The sequence below is a fragment of the Legionella sp. genome, from assembly GCF_049790535.1.
Classification (GTDB): domain Bacteria; phylum Pseudomonadota; class Gammaproteobacteria; order Legionellales; family Legionellaceae; genus Legionella.
In genome coordinates this window covers 1-19,952 of record NZ_JBAQZB010000119.1, presented here as the reverse complement: position 1 = coordinate 19,952, position 19,952 = coordinate 1, and the positions used below count along the sequence as shown (strand labels likewise).

Here is a 19,952-nt window from a genome sequence, read left to right as displayed (position 1 = left end):
TCCCTTTTAGACCCTTTTTTGATTTGGATAAATTCTAAATAATAGCGCTTTTACTGAAAAAGAAGGTGCTCAAATGAACTCAAAAGCTCATAAAAATTTCTTAATAGTTGAGGATAATACGATTTACCAACAAATCTACAAATTCACGTTTAACCAATTAAAATGCCCTTTTACACTCGCAGGGACTGCAAAAGACGCCCTCTGCTTTGTGAACCAACTCTGCTATAACTGTATTTTAACCGATTGGGGGCTACCGGACTGTATCGTTGCGGCTTGCTCTTCAATTTATAACGCTTGTGGTTGAATAAGCTCCGACTACTTCTCAGTAAATTGTTCTAATGCGATGATTTTTTGTAGCAGAGACTCTGTCAGAGTATTAGCGTTCATTTCGTTATTTGATCATATCCTATATTTTTCAAAAGGTACTTGGAGAATTACAGTAATTTTTATTAAAAACCAAAAAACAAATCTATACTCAATATATTATCTTTTGATTAGAGCCTTGATGAAAATCCAATTTTTAGATGTAGTACAAACAATTACAGAGTCGAAATACCTTATTCAAACCAATCTATTATAGATTGTGGCCTTCCCATGGCTACTAATGCCACAAAAATTTTTGCTCGCTATGCTGAACAAAATAGAGTAAAGATTTCACTGGAAATGTGATATTCCTTCTTATCTAGATTCTGCAACATTATGCGGGGATCCTAAATGAAAATGCATGCCATGTTAATGAAAAATAGTAATGAAAAATTAATTTATACCCAAATTGAAAAACCCGCGCCTCATCCCCACCAAATTCTAATTAAAGTTACTGCCTGTGGCATATGTAGAACTGATCTGCATGTTGTTGACGGCGAATTGAAGTACCCCAAACTTCCTCTTGTTCCAGGCCATCAAATCGTTGGTGTTATAGAAGCCTTGGGAGAAGAAGTTCAGTCTTTTACTGTAGGGCAGCGTATTGGCGTTCCCTGGTTAGGTGGTAGCTGTGAGGTTTGTCAATTTTGTTTGACCGGTCGAGAGAACCTATGTGATAAGGCACAATTTACTGGATATCAGATTGATGGTGGATTTGCAGAGTATTGTGTTGCAAATCATCGATTTTGCTTTCCCATACCGGATGGTTATTCTGATGTTCAAGCTGCACCCTTATTTTGTGCGGGTCTTATTGGATATCGCGCGTTGTTAAAAACAATGGAGGCAAAACATTTAGGGTTATATGGTTTTGGATCAGCAGCACACATACTGACTCAAGTTGCATGCCAACAAGAGCGTAAAGTGTATGCATTTACAAGTCCAGGTGATTCCAAGGCGCAAGAATTTGCATATCATTTAGGCGTTACCTGGGCAGGGGATGCGAATCAATCACCTCCTCATCTTCTCGATGCAGCTATTATTTTTGCGCCTGTTGGTGCCTTAGTTCCTTTAGCACTTCAAAATACGATTAAAGGTGGGACTGTTGTGTGTGCTGGAATTCACATGAGTGATATTCCAAGTTTTCCTTATGAGCTGCTTTGGGGAGAGCGTACGCTTTGTTCCGTTGCTAATTTAACGCGAAGAGATGGAGAAGAATTCCTATCATTAGCACCAACCATACCGGTTAAAACTGAAATCCATACTTACGCTCTAAAAGAAGTCAATGAAGCTCTTGATGATCTTCGATATGGACGATTTACTGGCTCAGCGGTTATCGTTATTAATTAAATTAAGGCAGCAGCTATTAAAATTAATAACTTGTCTATCGAGCTTTTTACAATCTAAAGGGCAATCTTTTATTGCCTTCCTATCTCTCATGGCTATTGGTTTCTATCTTATACTAAGTGCGGTAAATACGAAGTTCCCCAAAGTTTCTTTGTTAATGCATTACGTTTGCCCTGTTATTTTTTTACTTTCCTGCTTAATGTATATACTATAAAATTCGCCGCAACTTAATTATTATTGGAATTCGTAGTATGGGTTCATACAAATTATATTCAGCAAAAGAAATTTCTAAATTAAACTCAAAAACATTTAACCATTGGTTAAATTTTCTTTATAAAAATCCTACAAAGTCTGAAAAATCATCTTATGATGATGCTCAACCGAGCTCAAGTTGGCTGCATGAATGCTGGTGCCCCGTGACACAAGCTCATTCTCGAGCAAATTTTTTTGATATTCGTAGCAAATATGAAAACAGAATTTTAAATGTAGCAAAAAGTAAAAATAAAAGCGAAGTTATACGTTTATTAAGCTTGGGCAGTGGTGGTTTATTTCAAGATTTAATGATTATTTTGAAACTCTATTATAATGGCTATAAAAACATTAAGTTGGATTGTATTGAAATAAAAGGCAATCAAACACAACAGTCCATTTTTCAGGCTATTATTGAGCAATTAAATCAGAATGGCGCTAAAATCACAGTTCGTCACTTTAAAAATATGGAAGAAAGAGGTGCTCAAAGCTCTTCTTGCGATGCAGTTTATGCACTTGACTTTGATGACATTGGGGATGTTTTAGGTAAAGATTTTTCAAGTAGACAATTACCTTCTAGAAGTAAAAATATAGAAAATGATTCTATATGTCCTCTTTTTTTAGGGGCTTATGCAGAATTACAACAATCATCTTCTTCTTTGTTTTTATTAACTTTTGGAAAAAATTATATCGCTCATAATGGAGAAATAGCAGAACTTTATTGCGATGAATTTGATCATCAATTTGAAAAGAGAATAGAAACCCATGCCTATCATGATTATTATTATATTAATGCAAATATCTTATCTCTTTTAATCCATCTTCCTTTTTTAAAAGCGAAAAAGAAGCCTTTACTTATAAATGAAGCGATTTTAAATTCAAATACTACTTTGTCATTACAAAAAATATTAACTCAGCATAATATTGATTATATTATTGCTTCAGAATCTGTTATTGGAAAAAAATTGGATGAGAAATGTGCATCTGTATTAATAATAGACGATAGTATTCATGACAGTACAATACCTGAAGAACAATATATTCATCCTATTTTTAAACATGGTCATGCTCAAGTTTCCAGAGTGATTTCTAGAAAAGTTGATGTTTTCTTCGCTTTTAATACCATTAAAACAGAACAACTTTCTCAAAGAATAAATAATTTACCAATAGAGAAGTATCTTGAAAGAACAACAATTGGTATTCAGAACTATTTAGATTGGTGTTCAAAAAATGCATCTGGCATACGTGGTTTAACCCGTTTTTCTCATTGGTATCATGGTGATAGTGGAGTTCGGAGGGCTCGAGCTCTACAGAAAACGATAGAAAGTTTTTCTAATGTAACCTCTGAAGAATTTGATTTAGTTAAGTCTACAATAAAAGAGAAGCTGCAAGATTCTAGCAATACTTGCCATTCCTTAACCCGTTTTATTTGTTCGGCTTTGACTGAAGACATGGAGCTAGAAACATTACCGGATTCCGACTATAAGACAATTAGAAGCAGGCTCGCATAGGCCTCTATCGATTAAATGAGATGGCATCTTTTTTGGTTTGCGTTTTTGCGGAAGTGTTTCCGGTGTAATTTATTCTGTTGTAGTAGCTATGAAATTAGACGAGTACTTATCTAAGAAAATAAATGTCATTATGCCCCCTAAGGCACATTATTTTGAACAAAAAGGTTTTTAAAGTAAAGCTAGGGCGCCATAATAATAAATGCGATCACTTCTTAACTGGCTCTGACGCTGGCAGAGCTGATGATGTGATGACTTTTTTCTACGACCCTGATGCCTAAAGCCTTGATAGCAACTGGTAGTGGCTACGGTCACAACGCATCTTGCCTCTCTGGGACTATAAAGTAATTAGTAATAATTCTAAAATAGTCGTTGGCTCAAGCGGAGGCGTGATGTTAAAGTTTAGCGATGATCAGATAAAGAAATATGAAAAAAGTAGTATCACTGGCACTGGATTTCTTGCATTTCGAGATGTAGAAAAATTTGCTGAAAAACATGATACAAACCTAGATTATGTTCTAGACCTGGGCTGTGCCTCCGGTAGGTCAACGAATTTTCTAAGTACTTTTTGTAAAAAAATAAATGGATGCGATATAGATCAAAATGCATTGAACAATGCAAGAGAAAGCAGCACCAATGATAATTCGCTATATTTCGAAAACACATCCGAAAGAACCTTTTATTTGTATGAAAAATATACAGCTATTTTTTCAATTTTAATGTTTTTTCACTTATCTTCAAAAGAAGAAATAAAAATAGAGCTAGAGAAATGTTTCAATTCTTTAGAAAATTTGGGGAATGTAATTATTATAAGTGGCACCAAAAATCTTTATACTCGAAATTATTTAACAGTTAAAGGAATTGGAAAGGCTCCTACTTCTGATGGTGATCTTGCTAAAATAAAGCTATTGGCCATCGATTGTGAAATTAATGATTATTATTGGAGTGAACAATTAATCCGGATGTTGGACAAAGCAATTAGATAATTTTACAGCTGAATTTGTATAATACTTCTGCAGCTTGAAGTCGCCAATAGCATGTGCATAGGTCATCGATTTTTGCTGTAACAGATGAACAGATAACATTTGGGTAACTAACATGGATTGCAATCCATCCATCGTTGCCATAGCGGTTAATTTTTCATCAGTAATTCTTTTTGCTTTTTCAAGGTCGAAATCTTTGCTCTGAAAATCATTACAAGCCAATGTACAATCGTGAATGAGGTGTTGAGTAAATCTTTTTTGCTGTTTAAGGTCAACATTGTTTGGTTTAGCTTCCTGCATTTGTTGGCTTGCCATGGGAATATCCTATTATTTAGTTGATTAAAGACAATTATCCCAGCAATTATACAGCGTATAAATACATTTTACTTAACATTCAATCGCACAATGATTGACGTTTTATTATAAAAGATACTATAATTAACACACAATACAGGTCTTTATTTAGGTCATTAAAATGCAAACTTTATATGCAACACAAGTCGCTAGCATTAGCGAATTAAAGAAAAACCCAACGAAACTCATTAACGATGCACAGGGAATGCCCGTGGTCATTCTTAACCACAATGTAGCTGCTGCTTATTTAATCCCAGTCGAAACTTTTGAAAAACTAATGGATGCTGTTGATGATAGCAAGTTAAAGAACATTGTAGAACAACGCCTTTCAGCACCATTTACATCAGTTAAGGTTGAGCTTGATGATTTATGAGTTACATTTTCATCCCCTTGCATTAAAAGAATGGAAGAAACTATCAAAAGAGTTGCAAGAACAGTTTAAAAAATTATTAAAACGGCGACTGAAAAATCCGCATGTTATTTCTGCCAAACTTAGTGGCCAACTTAAAGATTGCTATAAGATCAAATTTATAGACTCGTGTACCAAGTTAACGATAATAAAATGATTCTCCTGGTTGTTGCCGTGGGGAAGCGAAACAAAAATAAAGTCTATGACTCAGCTGAAGATAGGCAAGAACCCTAATATGAATAAAGTATGTTATGGTGTATGCCCCTGTGATTCTCAAAAAAATTATTTATCCTGCTGCGAACCATTTATCACTGGCAAACAAAATCCAGAGACGCCAGAAGCGCTAATGCGTTCTCGTTATTCAGCTTATACAATGGCTAATATTGATTACATCAAAGAAACCATGCGGGACAACGCCTTGGTTGGTTTTCACGAACTGGATGCAAAACGTTGGGCGAAAAGAGTTAACTGGATTAAGCTCAAGGTACTTAAGTCAGACATTGAAAGCTCAGGCATAGGTTATGTGGAGTTTAAAGCAAGTTTTGTGGATGGTTCTCATTTAGAATCAATACACGAAAAAAGTGAGTTTATATTCGAAAAGGGGCGATGGTATTATATTGGTGGCCAACATCTACCAACAGCTGATACTGAACAAATGATTTCTCGCACTATGGATTGCCCTTGTGGTAGCCGTCGTAAATTTAAAAATTGCCATGGAATATGAAGTCATCGATGATAATCAATGTTGTGAGAAGATAAAAGATGGGGATGTAAATGACACAACAGAAACTGAGTAGTTACCTTAGTTTATGTGCTCAATTTTATGACTTGATTAGACCAAAACCACCTGAGGATGCTTACGCATTTTATCGCTCCTATGTGAGCAATGCCGTGGGCTCTATTTTGGAACCAATGTGTGGAACGGGTCGTTTTCTACTCCCCTTACTTCAAGAAGATTTTGACATTCATGGTTTTGATGCAAGTGAGTATATGTTAGAAGCCTTGTATACCAAGGCGGCTCTAAAACTTTTCCGCCCAACAGTGTGGCATGGTTTTGAAGATTTAGCGAAGATGGACAAACATGGCCTGATTTTTATTCCTAGTGGTTGGTTTGGCCATATTATTAATTTGGATACAGTCAGGGCCTCTCTAAAAGCATTATATGAACATTTAAGTAAAGATGGCATTTTAGTTTTTGAATCAGAGTCATCGAAATCTATACCAAGCCAATTTGGCATGGAATGATGTGCCATAAGCCGGATGGTAAAATGTTTATTGTAAATCGTTTAACGACAGTAAAGTCATAACACTGTGGTTTTTAGGAATTGCTTGCTGCGGAGTCACTCATCTGTAAATCGGGATGATCAAAGTGAATAGGGTTACTAAATACTTTTCAACCTTGCAATGACTAATCGGGAGCCCCCAATACGAAAATTAATGCCTTTGCGTATTAACCGAATCTCAGTATTCAATATTTTTTTAAAAGAAAAATTAATAGTTGCAGGCAGATTTAATTCTTTATAAGGATCTTTAGATTGGGATTTTTTTTGGAGCATGCGTGAAATAAGCATAAAAGGCAAAAGGGAAAATACAAATGAAGTGCTGCGTATAATCTCAAAGTTAGCCTGTTCTAATTTCCTATGTAAACTTTTCGAGTCATAGCGCCGAACATGACAAGCTCTTAAATCTGCTTGACTCCATAACCATTGATGTTGTGGAACAGTTAATAAAAGTAATCCTTTCGGTTTTAAAGCTTGATTTATTTGTAATAAAACTTCGCTGTCTTCCTTAATATGTTCTAGAACATCAAAGGCACCAATGCAATCAAACTCTCGAAAAAAAGGGATCTGCCGTGCATCCATTTGCATAAATTCCATCGGATTTTTTTGGCGAGCTACTGCAAAAGAAAGGCCCTCAACAAGCAACTCACTTCCCGAAAATTGCTTACCAGGAAATTTTCGGGCAATTCCTGATAACACAAAACCTGTACCGCAGCCAATTTCAAGAAACGATTCAAAGTCAGGATAATATTTGGAAAGTGCCCAAATGATTAATTTATTACGTGCCTGAAACCAGAAATTATTCGCCTCAAGTTGCGCTAAAGTTTCAAAGTGGCTTGCTTTAAAGCTATCATTTTCAATGGCAAGCGCTTGGGAATAGGCCGTGAAATTATTTATTTGATCCGGAGCCCATGTGCAGTTTAGGCAAACGGGTCTCAGAGATGTATAAACCGTATTACATGCGAGACATTTTCTCATTCATCGTCCGGTAATAGTTAGAGAAGACAAAAAATTTAAAGGCAATAAACATATAACCAGCCACCATAATAATGGCAAATGCTTCAATTTTATAAGCGGGATAATTTAAGCCGTCAACAAAAACTAATAATATAATAAAATTAATTAAATAGCCCACTAAGTGCGCAGCGATAAAACGAACACCTGTAACCAAAAAAGCTCCAAACTGATTGAAGGTAATTCGCCAATTACTCAAAAAACTCAATAAAGCACATAATAAGTAAAGACAGGTGACTGATATTTTAGCTCCAACCCCTACATAAGTCAGCAGGACAAACAGAAAATAACCTAAAGCATTAGTGAGCAGACCTATTATCCCATAGTAAAGCAATTGTATTTGTGTACTGGTGTTCTTTCGACTAATCATCAATTGTGTCCAGTAGCTCAACATAGTTCAAATGTTTTTGTTGAGAAGAAACCGGAAAGTTATTTTGATAAACATGACGAACAATAGTATAAGGCCGGTTTTTTATTTCAATAAAAATCTTGGAAAGATAAATACCAATAATTCCAATAAAAGAAATAATCAGCCCCCCTAATAACCAAATAGAAGCCATGACGGAAGTCCAACCATCAAGCACTTGGTGCAGAAAGAACTTATTAATAATTAATAAAGAGATATTTAAACAGGCAAAACTCATAATGGTTAAACCGACATAGAAGATAATAATTAAAGGACGATTACTAAATGACGTAATTGAATTAGCTAATAAAGAAAATTTTCGCCTCAATGTATACGTTGTCTTGCTGGATGAGTGTTTTTGGACCTTTTGTGGGAGTTGTTTGAAACCTGTGATATGCCATAAACCAGCAATATAAATTTCTTGTTCTTGATGTTGTAATAAAGCATTCACATAACGGCGCGTCATTAAACGAGCCACAGTTATATTAACAGGTAAATTTTCTTTAATTAAGAAATTTAACAGCCTGTAGAACAAAGTTCCGCTATAACGCTCAAAAAAAGATCCCTTTCTTTGTTTTTGTACTCCATAAATAACATCACAAAGCTCTTCCTCCATTTGCTGATTAAAGGATATTAGCCATTCAGGATCCTCTTCCAAATCACTGTCAAGGAGAAAAATTTTTTTACCCACAGCATGAGCTAATCCACTCATCATTGCCTTATGATGGCCAAAATTGCGTGATAGATCGACAATTTTAAGGGAAGGAAATTCAACCATCAATTGAACAGCCGTATCAAGACTATTATCAGGTGAACCATCATTAACTAAAATAAGTTCATAACTGGTTCCTACGAGTTGGTTAGCCGCAATAGAAACACGTTGACAAAATTCTTTAATATATCTTTCTGATTGATATAGAGTGGCTACAACGGAAAGTTCCATTTATTTCCTTATAAAATTACTGTGAACCCGGGAAAGAAGCTGTAATTTTTCATGAATACAGCTATTGGGTTTTGAATTTTATCATAGTATTATGCCAAGATAAAACACTAAATATTGGAATTTAATATGGGATATCTTACTTTTTGCCAATTAGAATCAATGAATTTTAAAAAACTGGGTAAACAAGTAAAAATCAGTGATAAAGCAAGTATTTATAATCCCGAGCAAATAGAAATTAATGATCACTCTCGAATTGATGATTTTTGTGTTATATCAGGAAAAATTACAGTAGGAATGTATGTACATATAGCTGCTTTTTGTCTGATAGCAGGAGGTGATGAGGGTATTATAATTGATGATTTTTCGGGCATTTCCTATGGTTCGCAGGTTTTTAGTCAATCAGATGATTATAGCGGAGTTTTTATGTATAGCCCCCTCATTCCCGAAGAATATAAAAACGTATATAAAGCCAAAGTTAAAATCAACCGCCATGTTATTGTTGGAGCAAGTTCAGTCATACTTCCTGGAATTACCATTGGCGAAGGATGTTCTATTGGCGCAATGACATTGGTAACCAAAGAAACGGCTCCCTGGGGAATTTATACAGGTATTCCGGCGCGACGTATTAAAGAAAAAAAGAAAGATCTTCTCTTGCTTGAAGAAAAATTCATGCAGCAAAACGCAATTGCACGCTCTCTATGAACAATAATTCAATAATTCGCTTTAATGTGCCGCCCCACACGGGGAAAGAATTTTATTATATGCAACAAGCGGTAGATAATAATAAAATTAGTGGCGATGGCCCCTTCACCCATAATTGTAATCGTTGGTTCGAAGAACATTTCAATATTCACAAAGCGCTCTTAACTACTTCCTGCACACATGCCTTGGAAATGGCCGCACTTTTGGCCGATATTAAAGTAGGTGATGAGATTATAGCACCTGCCTTTACTTTTGTTTCTACTGTTAATGCTTTTGTATTACGAGGAGCTAAAATAAAATTGATAGATATTCGTCCTGACACAATGAATATGGATGAAAATCTCATTGAAAATGCGATTACCTCACGCACTAAAGCAATAGTTGTAGTTCATTATGCCGGCGTTGCTTGTGAGATGGATCAAATTATGGCGATTGGCAAAAAACACAATCTTTTAATCATTGAAGACGCCGCACAGGCCATGATGTCTTATTATAAAGGTAAAGCCCTGGGTTCAATTGGTGATATAGGTGCATTTAGTTTTCACGAAACGAAAAATTATTCAATGGGAGAAGGGGGAGCTATATTATTAAACCAATCCAAATTTGTAGAGCAGGCAGAAATAATCCGTGAAAAAGGCACTAATCGCAGTAAATTTTTTCGTAGCGAAATCGATAAATACTCCTGGTGTGATATTGGTTCTAGCTATTTACCTAGTGAATTAAATGCAGCCTATTTATGGGCTCAGCTTGAGCTCGCCCATGAAATAAATAAGAACAGGCTGACCTCTTGGAATTTGTATTATAGTGAACTAGGCCAATTAAAGAAGTATGGGATACTTGAGTTGCCTATTATCCCTCAACACTGCGAACATAATGGACACATGTTCTATATCAAGTGCGAAGATTTAAATATTCGCACACGATTAATTGAACAACTTAAGCTGCAAAATATCTGGGCTATGTTTCACTATGTTCCTTTGCATAAATCAAAAGCCGGTGTTAAATATGCTGAATTTGTTGGCGAAGATAAATACACCATACTTGAAAGTGATCGTTTGTTACGTCTCCCTATGTACTATGGACTCCATAGAGACGATTTAATGCGCGTTATTAAAACAATAAATGACTTTTTTGGGGTAATAAATTGAATCAATTATTTTTAGAGAAATCGATTAAAATCTGTTTACTTCTTTCTTTATTTATATATGCGGTTTTTTATTATATGTGGGGTGAAATACTGCCTGTTCGTTATGGATTGGGGTGGGATGGAATAGTGTATGGTGCTTATGCGAAAGACTTTTTTAGCGAAATAAGAATAAATGCTGATGCTTATCATATTTCCAGGTGTTTCCCTTCTTTCGCTATCTGGCTTTTTTGTAAAATAACTCATATTAAACTAAACACGAATTCATCTATTTTTACTGCTTTTTTCATATTTAATAATTTTTGCTTTCTGTTGATTGCTTTATTGTGGAATAAAATTTGCCATTTAAAAAACTTATCGTTTACTACCTTTATTTTCGGTTTTATTTGTTTTTTTTGTAATTTTGTATTTTTAAAATATTATCAGTATGCCGCTGTAGCAACTGATGTTTTTGCTCTTTTATTAGGAATGATATCTTTATATTTTTATCTTAAGAAATGGGCTCTTGCTTTAAATTTTCTTTTAATTCCAACGATGTTGAGCTGGCCTATTGGCATTGTGTTTATTTTTATCTTATCCGTATTTAGTAAAGCGCCCTGCAATCCAGTGTTTAGAAAATCGCCAGTTAAAATTGTACTATTTTTTACACTCTGTTACATGATATCACTAATAGTATTGAGTACTACGGGTTATTTACATAGAAACTATCAAACAATGGGTACAGATATTGCCAAAAATATGGCGATTATTAGTGCCAGTCTAGCTGGTATTTATACCTTCATCATAGGCAAAGAAATACAGCCTGCTTTATTAATTAAAGGACTGAGTCTATTTAACATTAAAAATTTTATCTATTACCTGGGTTTTATTAGTTTTACCTTGTCTTTATATTATTATTTACTTCATATGTCTCCTTATCATAATGGTGAGCCTTCTGCGACCTCACCAGATCTTATTTTAAAATTTTTGTTATTAGATATCCCTACAGGTCCTCTCATTAAACCAGGCATATTTTTGACTATGCAAGTCGCAAATTGGGGGCCAGCAGCTTTATTATTTCTGTTTTTTTGCCGAGAAATGATTAGAAAAGCTTATGTTGAAAGCATAGGAATGGTTTTACTTTTATTAATTTCTTTTTATTTTTCCTTAAACCCACAATATCGATTTAATAGCTTTTTAATACCACTTACGATTTACCTGCTGTCTCTTGTTATTAATGATTTAAAAATAAATATTAAAACCTGCCAGTTGTTTGCATTAATTTCTATATTTAGCTCTAAAGTTTATTATTTAATTAACAGCTGTGACATACCACTAAACCCAAGTGTGGACGATTTATACAACACCTGCCTACAACGGTTTTTTATGAATACTGGACATTGGGTTTCTTGGCATGGCTATTATATTACTCTAACGTTAACGATAGTTACTGCGTTTTTATTGATTGCTTTGGGTTACAGTGTTGTTTTTCAATCTAAGACAAGTCCTTTTAATTTTAAATTTGCCCTGAGGTAGTAATATCTCGGGAGTTATCAATCTAAAAAGGAAAAAGATTATAATTGGTAAGTCCCCTATGTGGCTTAGTCTGTATGTATCACATTTTTACATCAATATTACTAACTAAAACGTAATTGTTCTTCCACCTTGTCAAAAAACCTTACTTATTATTTTTTTATTTAAAAGTAACGAAAGTGACATCAGTGATAGCTGTAAAAATTTTATTTTTATTCGAATCAAATTGTCTAGCAATATTGACGTAATAGTATGGACCCTGCCACTTTAACGAGGCTTCATATGAGCCAGAATGAGATTGTTTAGTTTCATTCAAAAAAGTGGAGGATCCATAAAGAGGAATATTAAAGTATTAGGGATAGATTTAGCAAAAAATGTTTTCCAGCTTCATGGTACCGACAGCAATGGAAAAGGTATTTTGCGTAAACGGTTGAGCCGAGAAAAACTAGTCGAATTTATTGCTAATTTACCGCCCTGTCTTGTTGGCGTTGAAGCTTGTGGCGGAGCTCATTATTGGGCTCGGTTATTTGGGGAGATTGGACATACAGTAAAAATGATGTCTCCACAATTTGTGAAGCCTTACGTAAAGTCTAATTTATGAGAATGTTTTAAATAGGCAATTTCATGTAACCGAAGCAAATACGGCTTACGTTTCGGATATCACTTATATCTGGACACAGGAAGGCTGGCTGTATTTAGCTGTTGTTATGGATTTATTTTCGAGAAAGATTGTAGGCTGGAGCATGAGCTCGAGCATGAGAGCTTCTCTGGTATGTGATGCACTGAATATGGCCGTTTGGCAACAAAAGCCACTATCCGGATTAATTGTTCACTCCGATAGAGGGTCGCAATATGCGAGTAAGGAATATCGGGAATTATTAAAAATGCACCATTATGTTGGGAGCATGAGTAAAAAAGGTGATTGCTGGGATAACAGTGTCATTGAGAGCTTTTTTGGCAGCTTAAAGCAAGAGCGTGTCCAATGGCGTAATTATCAAACACGATGGGAGGCTCAGCAAGACATTTTAAACTACATCACAATGTTTTATAAATGTTTTATAACAGTAATCGGTTGCACTCTTATTTGGGGTATCAGAGTCCAAACCAATTTGAACAACGGGTAGAAACTTTAATGAAAGTTGCTTAACTGGGTTGTAAACTTTTGCTTGACCACGTCATTAGGATTCGGATTAGAGCGTATTTACAGTTTCCTTAGCGAAAGGCAGCAAACCCAGAAGCGCACTCATATCGTCTTTGAGTGTCGTGGCAAAAAAGAAGATAAAGATTTAGAGCTTGAATTTCGACGTGTTTGTGATGGCGCAAATCGATCAGGTATATTACCCTTCGATATAATCCTTGCCGATAAGAAATCTAATTCTTGTGGTCTACAACTGGCTGATTTAATTGCTCGACCAATAGGAAGGTATCTACTTGATCCAATGCAGGATAATCGTGCATACTCGATTATTGAAAGAAAATTTTATTGTGATAAGAGTGGCAAGAAAGAAGATTGGGGTATGAAATGCTTCCCCTAGAAAGCGAAAAGCCCCGGTATTCACCGAGGCTTAGACGCCGACTGGGATTTCCCAATCCATTTAAGTATAGTTTACTTAATTGAGATAAAAAAGTCAAATTAAAAAGTACAAAAATAAATCAAATAACCAAAGATGTACCTTCTTCAACAACAAGCTTAGAAGAATGACTACTTGAGTTTGTTGCCGTTCTTGGATATAGGGTAGCTCTAACGTCTGTAGTCTTTACTTCTTTCCTATCTCTTACCCAAGGCGGAGCAATTTGAATATTTTTTTCGAGTTTCGAAGCTGGTTCATCAGGAATGGTTGATAAAGGCATATTTTCGGACGCTATTATTTTGGTTTTTAAACTTGATAATTCAACCTGCAATTGAGCCAGTTCATTGTGATAAAAACTAGTCCGCCAAAAAGAACGCTTAAACGTTTTTTGTGTAACGGCTGACTCCACTTGTTGCAGTAAGTTCTGACAAGCATCTAATGTTCTAATATCATTTTGTTTAACATGCCCTTTTATTGTTTTAAAATGGTTTAATTGTGTTTGGCTTTCCTGAAAGTCATATCCAATTATATAGCCAACCCATTGCCACCACCATGAGTAACTATAACTCCTAGCGATTTTATGATGCGCGATTAAAGATTTTTCGATAGCCTCCAGTCTTACCCAAATAGGTTGTGTATGGCTTTGGAGAGCATCTCTGTTTGCTTCACGTTGAATCATTCTACTCAAACTTCTAGAGCCATCATTTTGAAGATGATGGTTACAATAAGCTATATACATTTGTTTTATAAAATAGTCCATTTTTCTTGTGTTTTGCTCTTCATCTTGTAAGTTTTCCAAATAAAGTATGTGGGGAGCAACGAATGCACTCATCATTCTTTGCTCTACAAAAGAAGATAACATAACAGAAGTTACTTTTGATTGCAGTGCAAGTGAAAACCATACTGGTATAGCAACATAGTCCGTAATTGGCTGCAAATCAAACATATGCGAGCATAGTGTGGGTAGCTCTGATAATAAAGTACCAACATGCATGGGTGTTTTGTTAATATCAATATTTTGAGTTTTAAACAGCTGAATAAAAACGTGTAGAAATTTATCTTGATAAGCTAAATTGATATGTCGATTAGCGACAAGAAATGCATTGATATCCTTCAACATATACACTTGAAGTGTTTCTAATGGAATTGAATTTTCCGGAGGAGCATTGAACTCGATATCTAAGAAACGAACAATATTGTCAAAATCCATTTCAGTTGAGTTTTGAGGATAAGCCACTTGTTTTAGAAGATTGTATAACAACTCTTCGGCCCATTGAGATGAAGCCTCATATTCAATTTTAGATGGCCCCATCAAAAACGCCAGTGGAGATAATGATCTATTTAATGCACGTATATTTAATTGCGTAGCACGATACAATGCAAGTGCGGTGCAAAGTGTTTTAATCTGATGATGCGTTAATGGGATTGTTTGGATCTGATCTTTAAGTAATGCAAGTTTAGCAAATAATTGTTGATTCATTTCTTTCGCTAGGAAAGATGCATGAATCATCATTTCGCTCTCGATAAATTTCAACCAAAGTGCGACTAGTTGCTCAGTATCAGGGGAGGCATCCGCATGATAAGCCTGTCTCAAAACAAATAACGGATAATGCTCATGGGTGATTAATGGATGCGGATTTGAATCTAAAAACAGTTGATGTTGAGGAGCGTAATCATCATCTGAGAAAATAATATGTAAAGTTTCTTTAAAAGTAGGCAAATTATTCTCGGAAAGAGCTGCGATTAAAGCGAGAGTACGCTCACGGTCTTTCTCTAGCATGAGATATAACAATTGTGCCGAAGGAGGTAAAAACCCTTTTTCTAAAGCAAGCGACACTGCTTGATCTAATTCAGTTTGCGCCAGTCTTGAAACCAACACACCAGTATTCACGACTAATTCAACATTCGAACCAAAAAGGAGTTGATACGCTTCTTGGAAAACATAACGTTCACAACGAACACGTTCGGCAAGCAAATAGAGGACAAATGGTAAATCTGGGTGTGCATTGGGGGAGGATTGAGCTATCAATAATAAATCTTGACTAATTTGTGCAACAACCCAAGAGGAAAGCTCTGATTGCTGCAAATAGAACTTAACATTACGAAGTTTTTTATCAAGATCGGCTGTTTGAATACCTTCCCATGTTATCCGTTCTTGTTTCAATGCTTGTTTAATGTAAGGCTTAATACTGCCGCCGGATATATTGAAAATCATCTCACCCACAGATTTTTCTCGCAATAAACTGTGAAAAGCAAAAAATGATTCAATATGTTCATCAATAACATTTTCATTGGCATTAGATTGTAATAATTCATGGCGAAACATGATAGAAAGCCAAGGAAAAATTTCTTCGCTAAGCTCTCCTAGTTGTGTGAGTAGTGATTTTAGATCAGCACTTTGTTGATCAATCTGCTTATCCTGGATTACTTGATTAAAATACTGTGCAAAATAATGTGTAATCCAATCCATCTTGATAATCAGATCGCTGTGATCCACTGTGTCAGCACTTTCATCTTTTTGTGCGTCACAAGCTAATTGTAATTGAGTACGATAGTGAGTTAACAAAGAAAATAAATAATCGAAGCAATATTCTTTCGCATTTTTTTCTGGATTTAATATTGTGCGAGCATGAGATAAGGATTCAAGTTGATGAAATTGAAAGCGAACATTCTCTTCAAGTGCAGGATTTGTTATTTTGTTTCTTGAAAGCTGTAAATTATCGTGTGTCGTTATTGGATTATGGGCAATAATAGCATGTCGTCTTTCATGTAACGCTAATCTTATGTCATTATCATCTGGACGTAATGCATAATAAGCATTCATATCTTTTACAGTCCAAGGGGTACGAGTATTTTCTAAAGAAAACATACTCTCTTGAGCTAAGCTTCCAAAAAGCGCGGTTTCGTGTTCGTTTATAAAAGCGGTAAGTGCTTCGGATGAAAGCTGCCCCAGAGCTGCAAATAGCTCTTGTCGTTGGCTTTCATTTAAATGAGGTTGTTGATAAAGCGCAGTTGCCTGTTCTAGTGCAAGTTCCTGTTGTGATTTCATCGTCATACCGCTTTTATGGTCGTTACTGTTTTATAAAATAAAGTCATTATAACATAATTGAATCAAAAAAAAACAATAGATGTATTTTGTGATCAAAGTAAGATTGTTTAAAAATAAGGCAATAAAAGACAATTGATGTTGCAAGAGATTTTTGATTGGAAGTAGATTAATTTAAGACTGTTTTATTGTGGTTTGTTGTGCTTAACTGTCCAAAAGGGTGGTGGTTTGCTTGAGTGATTCGCCAAAACCAAGACTGGGTTTGGCTCCCCGGACAAGACTCGAACTTGTGACCTAATGATTAATAGTTATAAAATAGATGTTTCTAACGAGTTCTATATTTTTCTTGAAATCCATTAAAACACTGTAAACATATGGGTTGCAATCTTATAATCACTTCTTAATTATTCTAAACAATTCTACATAATCTTTCTACATTGCTTCTACATGTAGAAATAGAGGTGATTTATGAAGCTAACTAAAAAAAATGTTGATGACGCAGCACTACCGGTTGGTAAAGACCAAGTATTTTATCGTGATGACCTATTGAAAGGTTTTGCGCTACGAGTGACTGCCGGTGGCACAAAAAGTTTTGTGGTGGAAAAGAACATTGGTAATAAGGTTCGTCGTATTACTTTGGGTAAGTACGGTGCCTTGACGGTAGAACAAGCGCGCAAAGAAGCTCAAAAGATTATTGGACAAATTGCGACCGGTATTAATCCTATAACAGAAAAACAGGCGCTTAAAATAAACAGCATTACCTTGGATGAAGTATTTTTTGATTATAAACAGGCACGTAAATCGTTAAAGCATAATACGATTTACAACTATGAGCGTGTGCTAACGATTGCTTTTGCTGGTTGGGGGAGCAAACCTTTCTTATCGATTACCAAAGATAAGGTAGCTAAGCACCATGAAAAATTAGGCAAGGAGAATGGTGAAGCCTATGCCAATTTAGCTATGCGCTTGTTACGGGCCCTCTTCAATTTCGCTGCTGGGCAATATGAAGACGCGCAAGGCAAGTCGCTAATTACGGAAAATCCTGTAAAACGCTTATCACAAACGCGTGCTTGATACCAAAAATCATGAATCTCATACACTCCCCCTTTCTAACTACCTCTATGAATTGTTATTATCTCGCAGCCAAGAGAAAGTGAATGATTATGTTTTTCCTGGCACTGGTGCTGCTGGTTATATCATTGAGCCCCGCAAACAAATGGCCAATGTTACCAAGTTCTCGGGTATCCATTTTACTGTTCAAGATTTAAGACGCACGTTTATTACCATTGCTGAAGGCTTAGACATTTCAGCTTATGCCTTAAAACGATTAATGAATCACAAAATGAATGGGGATATCACTGCTGGCTACATTGTGACAGATGTTGAGCGTTTGAGGAAACCGATGCAGCAAATTACAGATTATTTTTTAAAGTGTATGGGTGCCATTACCCCCGCTAATATTTTAACAATCCAACCCGAAAGCAAAGGAATTTTTCATGAAGAAAGAACTTAAAACAACGAACGAATCACTCCACCTGGATCAAAACTACAAACATTTTTTGAGTGGCATCAAGGAGCGATTACAAACAGCGCAGATACGTGCAGCGATGGCTGCCAATAGTGAGTTAATTCAATTTTATTGGGAGCTAGGAGCCGATTTAATCGAGAAACAAAAGAGCCATCAATGGGGATCAGGCTTTTTAGAACAGTTTTCTCATGATATGCGACAAGCTTTCCCTGAGATGCAAGGGTTTTCTGTTCGCAATTTACAAAGAATCAAACAATTTGCACAACTTTATCCCGATTTACTAATTACGCCACAGGCTGTGGCGCAATTGCCGTGGGGTCATGTTTCTTTATTAATTCATGCAGTTAAAGACAAATTAACCCGTGAATGGTACGCCCAACAAACAATTAAAAATGGCTGGTCGCGGTCTGTTTTAGAAATGCAAATAGAAAGTGAATTGTATGAACGGCAAGCCGAGTCTAGCAAGAAAATAAATAACTTTCATAGGCGGTTACCTGCTTTGCAATCCGACTTAGCCAATGAAATATTAAAAGATCCATACAATTTTGATTTTTTAACTATTCAAGGCAAAGCGCACGAACGCGCAATTGAAAACGCACTGATCTCTCATATCCGCGACTTTCTTATTGAGCTGGGCCAAGGTTTCGCCTTTGTTGGTTCACAAGTACCACTAACATTTGATGATCAAGAGTTCTTTGTTGATTTACTCTTTTATCACCTGCAATTACGAGCGTTTGTGGTTATTGAACTCAAGGCTGGTAAGTTCAAACCAGAACACACCGGACAGCTTGGTTTTTATATGGCAGCAGTCGATGATTTGATGCGAAAAGAGGGGGATAACCAAACAATAGGAATCATCCTTTGTAAATCCAAACATAAAGTTGTTGCTGAATATGCGCTACGTAATATGAACGCTCCTATGGGAATCTCAGAATATAGCCTTTCTAAAGCACTGCCTAAAGAGCTCAAAACAAATTTACCAACAATAGAAGAGATTGAACAAGAGTTAAATGAAGTAGTTAAGTCCGGAGCCAATGAATGAATATAGATAGCCGAGCCATTGGATATGCTAATGATTATTTGGATAATGAGATGCAGTTTTGCCATAGCTCACAGGAATCAATGATAGAAGTTATTCAGACAATGGATAAGCATCCTTTTGTTAGATGGGTTAGTAAACAAATCTTTTTTAATGACGCAAAGAAAAGAATAGATGCACGAGGTATTGTCCGAGACGTTGATAATCCAAGAGTAAGTGAGTTTAGAAGACATTTTGCTTTAGAAGGTTTGTTTGCATTCACTATTGTATCAGTTAAGCAAATGGAGAAATTATTGCCTCAAGTAGTTGTTCATAAAACAGAGCATCAAGCAATGATTAAACTACTTGAGAAACTTCATCCGTTACTAACGGAAGGTAAAATGTATTTTGGGAATGGAGTGAAGCAACAACTCCTTACTGTGTTAGTTAATGATTTAATAAAAAATCCAGGATATAGTCCGTTTAGCTCAAAAAAAGATCATGAATTTTTGGTGCGTCATACTTTTGTTAAACACTTTACTCAAGGCTTATTACGAATTTATGAGAATGTGACCGACACC

The 19,952-nt window shown here is 35.6% G+C and carries 18 protein-coding genes and 3 pseudogenes; 16 read left to right on the top strand and 5 right to left on the bottom strand.

All coding sequences use genetic code 11. The annotated features are described in order from the left end of the window. Window positions 1–720 precede the first annotated feature (720 nt). The 3 genes from WA877_RS07550 to WA877_RS07540 all read left to right on the top strand — a co-directional run bounded on the left by WA877_RS07550 (window position 721) and on the right by WA877_RS07540 (window position 4,447). Complete coding sequence (locus WA877_RS07550) at window positions 721–1,707, top strand: zinc-dependent alcohol dehydrogenase family protein (protein WP_425170306.1); 987 nt, start codon at window positions 721–723, stop codon at window positions 1,705–1,707. Between the two features lie 248 nt (window positions 1,708–1,955). Next, window positions 1,956–3,464: a hypothetical protein gene (locus tag WA877_RS07545; protein WP_425170305.1), complete on the top strand. Its 1,509-nt coding sequence runs from the start codon at window positions 1,956–1,958 to the stop codon at window positions 3,462–3,464. Window positions 3,465–3,853: 389 nt separating this feature from the next. Then, on the top strand, window positions 3,854–4,447 hold the full coding sequence (locus WA877_RS07540) for an SAM-dependent methyltransferase (protein ID WP_425170304.1): 594 nt from the start codon (window positions 3,854–3,856) through the stop codon (window positions 4,445–4,447). On the opposite strand, the gene WA877_RS07535 is transcribed toward WA877_RS07540, so the two are convergent. Continuing rightward, window positions 4,415–4,759 (bottom strand): hypothetical protein, encoded by a 345-nt coding sequence (locus WA877_RS07535; protein ID WP_425170303.1) that lies wholly within the window; start codon window positions 4,757–4,759, stop codon window positions 4,415–4,417. The two genes, WA877_RS07540 and WA877_RS07535, sit on opposite strands and share 33 nt — an antisense overlap. 160 nt (window positions 4,760–4,919) lie before the next feature. Between WA877_RS07535 and WA877_RS07530 the strand changes: the two genes are divergently transcribed. The 4 genes from WA877_RS07530 (at window position 4,920) to WA877_RS07515 (ending at window position 6,452) form a co-directional block, all read left to right on the top strand. Then, on the top strand, window positions 4,920–5,171 hold the full coding sequence (locus WA877_RS07530) for a type II toxin-antitoxin system Phd/YefM family antitoxin (RefSeq protein WP_425170302.1): 252 nt from the start codon (window positions 4,920–4,922) through the stop codon (window positions 5,169–5,171). Further along, a complete protein-coding gene (locus tag WA877_RS07525; RefSeq protein ID WP_425170301.1) occupies window positions 5,161–5,364 on the top strand; it encodes a type II toxin-antitoxin system RelE family toxin in 204 nt (67 codons plus the stop codon). The genes WA877_RS07530 and WA877_RS07525 overlap by 11 nt, the downstream gene beginning before the upstream one ends. 78 nt (window positions 5,365–5,442) lie before the next feature. Next, entirely contained in the window at window positions 5,443–5,931 is a 489-nt protein-coding gene (locus WA877_RS07520) for a YchJ family protein (RefSeq protein WP_425170300.1), read from the top strand. Between the two features lie 50 nt (window positions 5,932–5,981). After that, on the top strand, window positions 5,982–6,452 hold the full coding sequence (locus WA877_RS07515; protein ID WP_425170299.1) for a class I SAM-dependent methyltransferase: 471 nt from the start codon (window positions 5,982–5,984) through the stop codon (window positions 6,450–6,452). 137 nt (window positions 6,453–6,589) lie between these two features. On the opposite strand, the gene WA877_RS07510 is transcribed toward WA877_RS07515, so the two are convergent. Genes WA877_RS07510 through WA877_RS07500 form a run of 3 tightly spaced genes read right to left on the bottom strand, consistent with a single transcriptional unit; the run spans window position 6,590 to window position 8,850 of the window. Next, entirely contained in the window at window positions 6,590–7,465 is an 876-nt protein-coding gene (locus WA877_RS07510; protein WP_425170298.1) for a class I SAM-dependent methyltransferase, read from the bottom strand. Further along, the gene (locus WA877_RS07505; protein ID WP_425170297.1) at window positions 7,443–7,871 is read right to left on the bottom strand and encodes a GtrA family protein; all 429 of its coding nucleotides are present in this window, start codon (window positions 7,869–7,871) and stop codon (window positions 7,443–7,445) included. The genes WA877_RS07510 and WA877_RS07505 overlap by 23 nt, the downstream gene beginning before the upstream one ends. Beyond that, window positions 7,864–8,850, bottom strand: coding sequence for a glycosyltransferase family 2 protein (locus tag WA877_RS07500; protein WP_425170296.1), 987 nt, complete (start codon window positions 8,848–8,850; stop codon window positions 7,864–7,866). Before WA877_RS07500 ends, WA877_RS07505 begins: the two co-directional genes overlap by 8 nt. Window positions 8,851–9,009: 159 nt before the next feature. On the opposite strand from WA877_RS07500, the gene WA877_RS07495 reads away from it, so the two are divergent. From WA877_RS07495 to WA877_RS07470, 6 genes and pseudogenes are all read left to right on the top strand, one after another. After that, window positions 9,010–9,552: an acyltransferase gene (locus WA877_RS07495; RefSeq protein WP_425170295.1), complete on the top strand. Its 543-nt coding sequence runs from the start codon at window positions 9,010–9,012 to the stop codon at window positions 9,550–9,552. After that, window positions 9,549–10,700, top strand: a complete 1,152-nt coding sequence (rffA, locus tag WA877_RS07490) for a dTDP-4-amino-4,6-dideoxygalactose transaminase (RefSeq protein ID WP_425170294.1) — start codon at window positions 9,549–9,551, stop codon at window positions 10,698–10,700. The genes WA877_RS07495 and rffA overlap by 4 nt, the downstream gene beginning before the upstream one ends. Next, window positions 10,697–12,211, top strand: coding sequence for a hypothetical protein (locus WA877_RS07485; protein ID WP_425170293.1), 1,515 nt, complete (start codon window positions 10,697–10,699; stop codon window positions 12,209–12,211). The genes rffA and WA877_RS07485 overlap by 4 nt, the downstream gene beginning before the upstream one ends. 289 nt (window positions 12,212–12,500) lie before the next feature. After that, window positions 12,501–12,803 (top strand): annotated as a pseudogene (locus tag WA877_RS07480) (hypothetical protein); the annotation flags it as partial. Continuing rightward, window positions 12,802–13,355 (top strand): annotated as a pseudogene (locus WA877_RS07475) (IS3 family transposase); the annotation flags it as partial. The pseudogenes WA877_RS07480 and WA877_RS07475, both read left to right, overlap by 2 nt. A gap of 19 nt (window positions 13,356–13,374) precedes the next feature. Continuing rightward, window positions 13,375–13,743: a DUF3800 domain-containing protein gene (locus WA877_RS07470; RefSeq protein ID WP_425170292.1), complete on the top strand. Its 369-nt coding sequence runs from the start codon at window positions 13,375–13,377 to the stop codon at window positions 13,741–13,743. A 118-nt stretch (window positions 13,744–13,861) separates the two neighbouring features. Here WA877_RS07470 and WA877_RS07465 read toward each other — a convergent pair whose 3' ends face one another. Next, window positions 13,862–16,828 (bottom strand): hypothetical protein, encoded by a 2,967-nt coding sequence (locus WA877_RS07465; protein ID WP_425170291.1) that lies wholly within the window; start codon window positions 16,826–16,828, stop codon window positions 13,862–13,864. 465 nt (window positions 16,829–17,293) lie between these two features. On the opposite strand from WA877_RS07465, the pseudogene WA877_RS07460 reads away from it, so the two are divergent. The 3 genes and pseudogenes from WA877_RS07460 to WA877_RS07450 all read left to right on the top strand — a co-directional run. Next, window positions 17,294–18,338 (top strand): annotated as a pseudogene (locus WA877_RS07460) (tyrosine-type recombinase/integrase). Further along, entirely contained in the window at window positions 18,322–19,395 is a 1,074-nt protein-coding gene (locus tag WA877_RS07455) for a PDDEXK nuclease domain-containing protein (protein WP_425170290.1), read from the top strand. Before WA877_RS07460 ends, WA877_RS07455 begins: the two are co-directional and overlap by 17 nt. Then, the coding region (locus WA877_RS07450; RefSeq protein WP_425170289.1) for a hypothetical protein at window positions 19,392–19,952 on the top strand (561 nt) is incomplete at its 3' end. The genes WA877_RS07455 and WA877_RS07450, both read left to right, overlap by 4 nt.

What these genes read in the sequence shown, in the direction of transcription:
- WA877_RS07505 (WP_425170297.1), bottom strand. Translation starts at nt 7,871, where the DNA reads ATGATTAGTCGAAAGAACACCAGTACACAAATACAATTGCTTTACTAT.
- WA877_RS07520 (WP_425170300.1), top strand. Translation starts at nt 5,443, where the DNA reads ATGAATAAAGTATGTTATGGTGTATGCCCCTGTGATTCTCAAAAAAAT.
- WA877_RS07550 (WP_425170306.1), top strand. Translation starts at nt 721, where the DNA reads ATGCATGCCATGTTAATGAAAAATAGTAATGAAAAATTAATTTATACC.
- WA877_RS07455 (WP_425170290.1), top strand. Translation starts at nt 18,322, where the DNA reads ATGAAGAAAGAACTTAAAACAACGAACGAATCACTCCACCTGGATCAA.
- WA877_RS07465 (WP_425170291.1), bottom strand. Translation starts at nt 16,828, where the DNA reads ATGAAATCACAACAGGAACTTGCACTAGAACAGGCAACTGCGCTTTAT.
- rffA (WP_425170294.1), top strand. Translation starts at nt 9,549, where the DNA reads ATGAACAATAATTCAATAATTCGCTTTAATGTGCCGCCCCACACGGGG.
- WA877_RS07515 (WP_425170299.1), top strand. Translation starts at nt 5,982, where the DNA reads ATGACACAACAGAAACTGAGTAGTTACCTTAGTTTATGTGCTCAATTT.
- WA877_RS07495 (WP_425170295.1), top strand. Translation starts at nt 9,010, where the DNA reads ATGAATTTTAAAAAACTGGGTAAACAAGTAAAAATCAGTGATAAAGCA.
- WA877_RS07525 (WP_425170301.1), top strand. Translation starts at nt 5,161, where the DNA reads ATGATTTATGAGTTACATTTTCATCCCCTTGCATTAAAAGAATGGAAG.
- WA877_RS07530 (WP_425170302.1), top strand. Translation starts at nt 4,920, where the DNA reads ATGCAAACTTTATATGCAACACAAGTCGCTAGCATTAGCGAATTAAAG.
- WA877_RS07500 (WP_425170296.1), bottom strand. Translation starts at nt 8,850, where the DNA reads ATGGAACTTTCCGTTGTAGCCACTCTATATCAATCAGAAAGATATATT.
- WA877_RS07510 (WP_425170298.1), bottom strand. Translation starts at nt 7,465, where the DNA reads ATGAGAAAATGTCTCGCATGTAATACGGTTTATACATCTCTGAGACCC.
- WA877_RS07545 (WP_425170305.1), top strand. Translation starts at nt 1,956, where the DNA reads ATGGGTTCATACAAATTATATTCAGCAAAAGAAATTTCTAAATTAAAC.
- WA877_RS07535 (WP_425170303.1), bottom strand. Translation starts at nt 4,759, where the DNA reads ATGGCAAGCCAACAAATGCAGGAAGCTAAACCAAACAATGTTGACCTT.
- WA877_RS07540 (WP_425170304.1), top strand. Translation starts at nt 3,854, where the DNA reads ATGTTAAAGTTTAGCGATGATCAGATAAAGAAATATGAAAAAAGTAGT.